This is a genomic window from Planctomycetia bacterium, from assembly GCA_034440135.1.
Taxonomy (GTDB): domain Bacteria; phylum Planctomycetota; class Planctomycetia; order Pirellulales; family JALHLM01; genus JALHLM01.
Window position 1 is genome coordinate 26,256 of record JAWXBP010000332.1, and the last position, 8,449, is coordinate 34,704.

Consider the following 8,449-nt stretch of genomic DNA (forward strand, 5'->3'; position numbering starts at 1 on the left):
CACGGCCCTCTATGGATTGCGAACCGTGGCCGGACCGAGCTCGATCGGTAGCTCGATCGTCAGCCGCGTACCCTTCCCAGGCGCACTATCGATATCAATTCGCCCGCGCAAGAGCGCGACGCGCTTGCGAATGCCCTGCAAACCAAAGCGATTCTCGGAGACCTTCCTCGGCGAAAAGCCCACGCCGTCGTCGGAGATCGTCAGCCGAATGCGTCCGTTCGCCTCGTGTAACGTGACCTCGCCGCGCTCCGCCTGACTGTGCGTGCGCAGGTTCGTGAGCGCTTCTTGCACGATGCGGAACAGCATTGCCTCCAGCAGCGAATCCAGTCGCTTCCAAGACACCTCGTGTGTGAACGCGATCGGCGGAGCGCCAAAGCCAACTTGTTCGTGAACGAGATACTCGATCGCCGCCACGACGCCTTGCTCGTCAAGAATCGGCGGACGCAACCCGCTGATCACCAGCCGCGCTTCTTGCATGGCGTCGCGCAGCATCTGCACGACCGTCGCGAAGTCGTCGCGCGATTTGTCGTCGATTCCGGTCAAACGCAGCGCCAGCGATTCCAAATACATCAGCGACGCGGAAATCTCTTGCACGAGCCCATCATGCAATTCGTAAGCGATCAATTGACGATCCCGTTCATGAACCGCCAGGGCGTATTCCAGAAATCGCCGCTCGTTATTCAGCGCGTCCCGCGATTGCTTCGCTTCCGTGAAATCGCGAAACGCCGCCACGGCGCCGGTAATGCGCCCCTCGGAATCGCGTACCGGCTGCGCATTCACGCTCAACCACACCGGCGCCGACAGTTCGTCGTGCAGAACGAAAATCTCTTCTTCGACGACGACTTCGCCGCGCAACGCGCGGACCATGGGAAGCTGACTTTCTGGGATCGGCGTTTCGGCGTCCGCGAGGTAGAGCCCATAGTGTTCGCTCCAGGCGTCCGGTTGATCCGAAATCGGGCCGCGCCCGAGTATCCTCGCTGCCGCGGGATTGAAGACGATAAAACGCCCGTCGATATCGCACACGCACACGCCATCGGCGATGCTCGCCAAGATCGACTGCAAGACTCGATTGCGCTCCTCGAGCGCGGTGACGGCGCGCTTGCGTTCATTGACCTCGCAATCGAGTTGCGAGTTCGTCTCCGAAAGCTCTCGCGTACGCTGCTCGACCCGCTGCTCTAATTCGTTGTGAGCCTTTTTCAGCGCGGCTTCGGCCTGCACCCTTTCCGTAATGTCGACGGCCAGGCCCAGTGCGAACTGAACTCGACCGTCCGCATCGCGAATCGGGCGATAAGAAAAATCAAAAGTCCGTCCAAGGAACTCGCCGATGTCTCCGAATTCCTCGCCCGCCAGCGCTCGCTTCGCCTCGTCGACGATTTTTGGCTGATCCGCATAGACCTCAAAGAAGTTCTTTCCGACCAGACGTCCCGGCGCCATACCAAGAGCCGCCAATGCCTGGCCGTCGCTGAGTGTGACGATGCCATCGGCTCTTATCTGCCACACCGCCACTGGGGCATGCTGAACCACCTGCTGGAAATGCTCTAGCGAGGGGTGCGATGCAAGTCGCGGGGAGGCCGTCGGCGCACGGGTTCGTTGCGCCGCGGAAATGCGGTTCTCCAACGCCGCGAGCTGCGCCCGGAGTTGGCGATTTTCCGCAACCAGCGCTTCCGCGCTCGGTCGCGCGCCCGCAATCGGAAGTGAAACTGGGTCGACCGTCATTGGCCGTGTCCCACATTTGGCGGGTTAGCTGCTCCCTCTTCCTAGATATCATAGCAGCCCTAATCCCCCATAAAGAGTAGTTGCCGTGGATTTTTTGCACTTTCTGGCGATTGTTTGACCACCTTCCCGGGGGATACCTCCTGACTGACAAGGGGGCACGGTCAAGTTGGGCGACTGGCGCGCCGATGATCCGGTTGTGACGGTTTTTCTGTGTTGCAGTGCGCCTGGCCATTCCCTTGGCCATCGCACGGCGGCGACCGTCCAAGAGGACGCTTGGTCGGCCAAAGCGAATGTGCAGGGGCCGCGGCGATCGAGCGACCTCCCGGGGGGAGATCTGGACGCGCGCGCGAAGCGGGTGCCGGCCGCCAAGCCGACACACAGAGCGGCCGCTTGCGCGACGTTCATCATCCCCTGCCGCCGGCAGCCGACGTCCCGGTTACTTCCCATGAGCCGCGCTTCCAAGGTTTGGAACTCCGCGACACGGTTCGCTATGCTAGCCGGGTCGTGCAAATGTTCACCACTGAGACCACGGAACGGGGAATGTCCGTTTGAACCGCAGAGGCACGGAGACGCAGAAGGTTGAGTGATGGGTGCCGTCTTAGGAACACTGAAAATTGGAAAGACTCCAACTCCCCCTCTCCCCCCTCCGCGACTCAGCGCCTCCGCGGTTAAAAAGACTTTCCCCTCCGTGTTCACCGTGCCTCCGTGGTAAATAACCCGAATGACGTCGCCCGAATGCTTCCCACTTGCCCGCCGAGGCCTCATGCGTATTGTTGAAATCGTTTGCCAGATTCTTCGCGTCAAGAATGTCGAGGCCAAGACCGCCAGCAGTCAGGACGCCGTGCTGGTCCGCGTGCGCACCGACGACGGGCTCGAAGGCATCGGCGAAGCCGACGCCTCGCCCGAGGTGGTCAAGGCCATCATCGACGCCCCGTTCAGCCACAACATCGCCAGCGGGCTGCGGCACGTCCTCCTCGGCGAAAACGCCCTGGAGCACGAACGCGTCTGGCAAAAGATGTACCGTGCCACGATGTACTACGGCCGCACCTCAGTCGCCATCGCCGCAATGAGCGCCATCGACATGGCGCTTTGGGACTTGAAAGGCAAGAAGTCCGGGCAGCCGATTCACCGCCTGCTCGGCGGCCAGCATCACGCGCGGATCAAAGCCTACGCGTCGATTCTCTTCGGCAAGAACGGCCGCGAAACCGCCGAAATCGGCAAGCGCTGGCGCGATTATGGCTACCAGGCCATAAAATTCGGCTGGGAGCCGATGGGGCAATCCGAACAGTTGGATATCGACCTCGTCCGCGGCGCCCGCGAAGGCGTTGGCGACGGCACGGTGCTGATCGACGCCGGACTGGTGTTCGACACGCGCACCGCACTGCAGCGCGCGAAGGCCTTCGCCGATTTCGGCATCGGCTGGCTCGAAGAGCCATTGCAACCTTCGAACTACGACGGCTACGCCTGGCTGCGCGATCGTTCGCCGGTCCCCATCGCCGCCGGCGAAGCCGAATGCGGCCGGGACGGCTTTCGGCAATTGATCGACCGCAACGCCCTCGACGTCTACCAGGTCGATCTCTCCCGCTGCGGCTTCACCGACGCCAGTTACATCCGCCAACGCGTCGAGGAAATCGGCGCTCGCCTGTGTAACCATTGCTACACGAGCCCCATCACCGGCGCGGCCAGCCTGCACTGGCTCAGCACCTGCAAAGACGCCTTTCTCTACGAAGACTGCGTGGAAGACTCGCCGTTGCGCCACAACCTGACCCACGAAAAAATCCAAGCCATCGACGGCTGGATCACGGTCCCAGACGGCCCCGGCCTCGGCGTGACACTGGACGAAGATTTCGTAAAGGAATACCTGGTGGCGGAATCGCGTTGACGTCGCGACATCCCTGCCAATGTGTGGGTGCCTGGGGCTGAGGCATGCCAAGTAGTCCGATTGGCGCGAAACGGCTGGGGCATCGCAGCGCGTCCAATCTTGATTTAACGAAGCCCCAGCGGGTTCGACCATTGCAAGGCAGCTCTAAGTGCCCCTGCCCCAGGCACCCGTCCCCTTTGGCAAAAAGTAGTCCTACACCAACTCCACCAACGGCCCGCGTTCCACCAGATACTGCGGCCGGCCGGTCGGGTCAACGATCGTGGTCGTCGTCGGGTCGATGCCGAGGTTGTGGTAGAGCGTTGCCAGGATTTCCTGGACGTGCACTGGGCGGACCTTGGCGTATTCGCCGAGGCGGTTCGTTTCGCCGATCGCCTGGCCGGTCCTCATGCCGCCGCCGGCCATCAGCGCGCAGCTGACTTGCGACCAGTGATCGCGCCCCGCCTGGGCGTTGATCCGCGGCGTGCGGCCGAATTCGCCCCAGGCGATCACCGTCACGTCGTCCAACATGCCGTGAACTTCGAGGTCCTCGATCAGTGCGCTCAGCCCTTGATCGAGCTTGCCGCCGTGATCGCGGACGAGATCAAAGTTCGCGCCGTGACTGTCCCAGCGGCCGTAGCTCAGCGTCACGCAACGGACGCCGGCCTGCACCAACCGCCGCGCGATGAGTAGGTGATCGTTCCGCGTCGGCGCGCCGTCGTATTGATAGTTGTACGGCTTGCCGTCGCCGTAACGCTCAACGATCTTCGGGTCTTCCTTCGCGAGATCGAGGGCGTCGACCAACTTGCTCGACGAGAGCACGTCCAAAGCGCGTTGCCCGAAGGCATCCATCCCGGCCATTTGCCCCGTGGCATCGGCGTCACGTCGCAAGCGATCAAAGCCAGCCAGCAGCGAGCGCCGGTCTTTCAACCGTTCGAGCGGAATCTCGCCCAGCCGCATGTTGGCCATGCCCGGTCCGTCCGGCTTGAATGGGCCGTAGCCGGAATTGAGAAAACCGGCCGTACCAGGATCGCTCCATTCCACGTGGCTAGTTCTCTCGGCGAGACCCACGAACGGAGGCACCGAGAGATCGACCGGCCCTTGTAATCGCGAAACCGCGGCGCCGATCGACGGGTGTCCGCCCAGCACGCGCAGCTCGTTGAAGCGCCAACCGGTGTTGCACTGATACGCGTCGTGGCGATCTTCCGTGCCGACCACGGAGCGAATCACCGCGCACTTGTCCATCATCTGGGCCAAGCGCGGGAAGACCTCGCAAATTTCGATGCCCGGCACGTTCGTGGCGATCGGCTTGAATTCGCCGCGAATTTCCGACGGGGCGTCGGTCTTGATTTCCCACATGTCCTGGTGCGGCGGACCGCCCCCGAGGAACACGTTGATCACGGCCTTGTGGGACGAAGGCGATTTTCCCGCCGCGGTTTCCGCCCGCAGGATGTCCGGCAACGTGAGCATGCTGGCGCCAAAGCCGAGCGCGCCGATCCGCATGAATTCACGTCGCGAAACGCCATCGCAAAAACGGTGGCGGCGGTTGCCGAACAGCGTGAGCATCGGTTTCTCCTCCTAAGGCGGGACAAACGGACGGGGAGGATCCGCGCGGCGCGAACGCCACGAGCTGACATCAACCCTGTTTTATGCGTTTCCAGGGGGGATGTCAAGTTTCGATGTGGACGTTCGGCGTGGAACGGCGAAAGACGCGTCGTTCGAAGAAAAGCCCAAGGAAGGCCCCCAAAAACCGTTCCATCGGCAACGGTTAAGGGAGGCCTTCCCTGGGCTTAACCAGCTTGTCGTAGCTATCGGAGTTACTGCGGCAGCGCCGCGGTCCGCTGTTCCGCCGGAGTCAGCCGGTTCAACTCCTCCAACACCTGCGATTGCGTGCAGCCGCCCACGAACACCTTGGCCGGCGTGGTCTGCCCGGGGGCGTAAATCGCCACGACGGGGATTTGCTCGGTGCCTGCATATTTATTGAGCCATTCGCTGGGCTCCGGCGGGAAGTCCGACATATCCGCTTGCAACGGCACCACGCCCAATTCTTTGAGCTTCTCCCGCACGGCCGTGGTATTAAGGACGAACTTCTCCATCGCCTTACAGGTCTGGCACCAATCGGCGGTGAAGTCGATCATCACCGGGCGGCCCTGCGAAGTCAGTTCCGCCAGCGTCTTTTCCGTATACGGGTTCCAAGGAATCGCCGCGCTGGCGTCTTCCACGAGACGAATCTCCAAGGCGCCGCCGCCTTGAGCAATCTTCAATCGAAAATCCTCCTCCTCGCGCTCCTGCATCAGTTCTTTGATGCCCACGAACGAAACGATCTCCGGCGTCCACTTCGCCCAGCCGACGAAGGCCACGATGAAGATCGCGGCGGAGAACGCCGCGGCCTGCGCCCAGGTTTTCAGTTTTTCACCGAGCGTCGCTGTGTATGGCACGCGGCCGATCCACCAGCACGCGGCCCACAGACCAAACAGCAATGTCACAGTCGGAATGACCAGCGGCGGGCTCAACAACGTGAGCATATAGGCCACGGTGCCCACGAGCACGAAGCCCATCATGTGCTTAAACGTGTCCATCCAAGCGCCCGGCTTCGGCAGAAATCGCAACAGCGACGGAAACGCGCCGATCAGCAGATAAGGGCTGGCCATGCCCACGCCCATGCTGAGAAACACTCCGAACACATGCAGCGTCGGTTTACCGGTCGTCCAAGCGAGCGCCGTTCCCAAGCCTGGCCCGCTGCAAGGCGTGGCCAGAATCGTCGTCAACACGCCCTTGATGAAGGTGCCCGACCAACCTTCCTTGCGCGCCAGGGCACTAGCGGTACTGCCGCCGACGAAGCCCGGGATCGGAATTTCCCACACGCCGAGAAAACTCAAGGCCATGACGAAGATCACGGCCGTCATCACGATGTTAAAGCTGGCGTAGCTGAACTGTTGGCCCCAACCAAAGCCAGCCAGACTCGCTAGACCCGCTAAGAGCGCAAACACCGAGATGATTCCCAGCGAGTACACCGCGTTCAACGCAAACACATGTCCGCGATCTTTGCCTGCTTGCTCGACAAAAGCCAGCACCTTGAGCCCGATGACCGGCAACACGCACGGCATCAAATTCAACAGCAACCCGCCGAGGAACCCGAAACCAATCGCCGACCAGAATGGCAGGTTCGCCGATTCACTCTGAGTTACTGCGGGCGCGCCGCTTTCGCTCGGCTCTTGCCGTGATGCCGGGGCAGGCGGTGCAGCTTCAACTTCGCTATCACCGTCCGCCAGCTTGGCGACTTCGGTGTACGAACGGCCCTTGGTGAACCGCAATGGGGCAGCCTCTTTACCCGTCGCGGCGGCGACTTCAAACATGCCGTTGAATTGCGCCGCCAACGGGAAATCGCAGACGCCGTTCTCGCCGCCAAGGCAAGCTTGATAACCCACCATGCCGGTCAAACTCAATTTGCCATGCGGCGCGTCGGCCGGCACGGTGAGCTGAAACGTCCAGGCGATCGGTTCTTCGTAGAATTTCTCCGGCGAGGCGCTCGTCTCGCTCGCTTTTTCAACCGGTTCGGCGCTCGCGCCCGGGCCGGCAATCGCCCATTCCGGATGATCGGTCAACAACACCAACGTCGGTTTGCTCGACTGCGGCGTCCGTGGATCCTTCGCCGCGTAGGCGTAAAGGTGATAGCTCTCCACCGGCACGGCGGTGATTTGGACGTTCACCACCTCACCAGGGGCCGCGACCGACGGTTCAATCTGCCCTCGCCAAACGACATGGCTTCCCGAAGCACGATAATCGTCCGGCGTCTCTTCTAGTTGCGGCGGCAACGCATCAACCGTTGGCGCTTGCGTGGCCGGGGAGCGCAGCGGCTTGGGCTCCGGCGCTTCCGCAGGAGCACCGCTCACCGGGATCATGTCGCCCAATCGCGCCTCGAACGCATAGTCCTTCGGCGGCAGGCAACTGCCCGCGTCGCACAACTGCGCGCGGACCGACCCTTTGACGACGACATTCTTCAAATCCACGTCGGGCGTGAAGGAAATCGGCGCAAACCACACGACCTTGTCGTGGTGCTCCTCGACATTGATGCCGCCGAACAGCGGCTCGGCACGGGATTCCGCAGGCGGGTCCACCGCAAATTCGCCCGCAATCTTGTATTCGCCCGATTCCTCCAGCTTAATCGCCGTGCGAATCGGCCCCCCCTTGGGCTGCGTAACAGAGTACGTATGCCAGCCCGGCTGCAACTCTGCGATGACAAACAATGTCGCCGGCTGGCCGTTCGCTCCGGGAGCGAATTGAGCGCTCACCGTCAGCTTTTCGCCGGGCGCGCTGCGGCCGCCATCGAGCAGGGCGTTCAACTCATTGATCTGCGCCGCTGCCGGAGCAACCAGCGAGAGCAAAGCGAGCAACGCCAACCACGACGCATGAACAGAACGCTGACGACCAAAAAAACAAACGGGCATGGTGGGCATCCACTCCGCTGTAAACTGTTGCGGTGAATTCACTTATTGTACGAGAGTCGTTCCAAACGGGTCAACCGAGGCCTGGATTCAGACTGTGGGAGGCGTCTCCGACGCCGATGGAGTGGACGTCGATCACCCGTTCGCGATGGACGGCAAACAAGTCTCTCCCATCGGCGTCGGAGACGCCTCCCACAGACTACGCACGCTTCGATGCCATGGAGGAACGACTGTCACACATTTGACCGAGGATCACGCTAATTCCGTTAAACGCTCCAGCCGCGGCAAGAGTTCATCGAAACGCCCCTCCACCGCTCCCCGGTTGTCAAAGGTACGTCGATCGACGTACAGCCAGCGGAGCCAATTCACCAGTGACAACACAATGCCGCTGCGATCGAAGGCCTTGATGAGCCGGCCTTCGTCCTCAGCA

The 8,449-nt window shown here is 61.8% G+C and carries 4 protein-coding genes; 1 reads left to right on the forward strand and 3 read right to left on the reverse strand.

The features are described from left to right. Positions 1-9: 9 nt before the first annotated feature. Positions 10-1,716: a PAS domain-containing protein gene (locus SGJ19_20025; protein ID MDZ4782541.1), complete on the reverse strand. Its 1,707-nt coding sequence runs from the start codon at positions 1,714-1,716 to the stop codon at positions 10-12. Positions 1,717-2,479: 763 nt separating this feature from the next. On the opposite strand from SGJ19_20025, the gene SGJ19_20030 reads away from it, so the two are divergent. Further along, positions 2,480-3,598, forward strand: coding sequence for a mandelate racemase/muconate lactonizing enzyme family protein (locus SGJ19_20030; GenBank protein ID MDZ4782542.1), 1,119 nt, complete (start codon positions 2,480-2,482; stop codon positions 3,596-3,598). A 192-nt stretch (positions 3,599-3,790) separates the two neighbouring features. On the opposite strand, the gene SGJ19_20035 is transcribed toward SGJ19_20030, so the two are convergent. Next, entirely contained in the window at positions 3,791-5,140 is a 1,350-nt protein-coding gene (locus tag SGJ19_20035) for a DUF1501 domain-containing protein (GenBank protein MDZ4782543.1), read from the reverse strand. 251 nt (positions 5,141-5,391) lie between these two features. Next, entirely contained in the window at positions 5,392-8,022 is a 2,631-nt protein-coding gene (locus SGJ19_20040) for a thioredoxin family protein (protein MDZ4782544.1), read from the reverse strand. Positions 8,023-8,449 lie beyond the last annotated feature (427 nt).

Coding starts and splice junctions, on each gene's coding strand:
- SGJ19_20035 (MDZ4782543.1), bottom strand. CDS start 5,140: ATGCTCACGCTGTTCGGCAACCGCCGCCACCGTTTTTGCGATGGCGTT.
- SGJ19_20025 (MDZ4782541.1), bottom strand. CDS start 1,716: ATGACGGTCGACCCAGTTTCACTTCCGATTGCGGGCGCGCGACCGAGC.
- SGJ19_20040 (MDZ4782544.1), bottom strand. CDS start 8,022: ATGCCCGTTTGTTTTTTTGGTCGTCAGCGTTCTGTTCATGCGTCGTGG.
- SGJ19_20030 (MDZ4782542.1), top strand. CDS start 2,480: ATGCGTATTGTTGAAATCGTTTGCCAGATTCTTCGCGTCAAGAATGTC.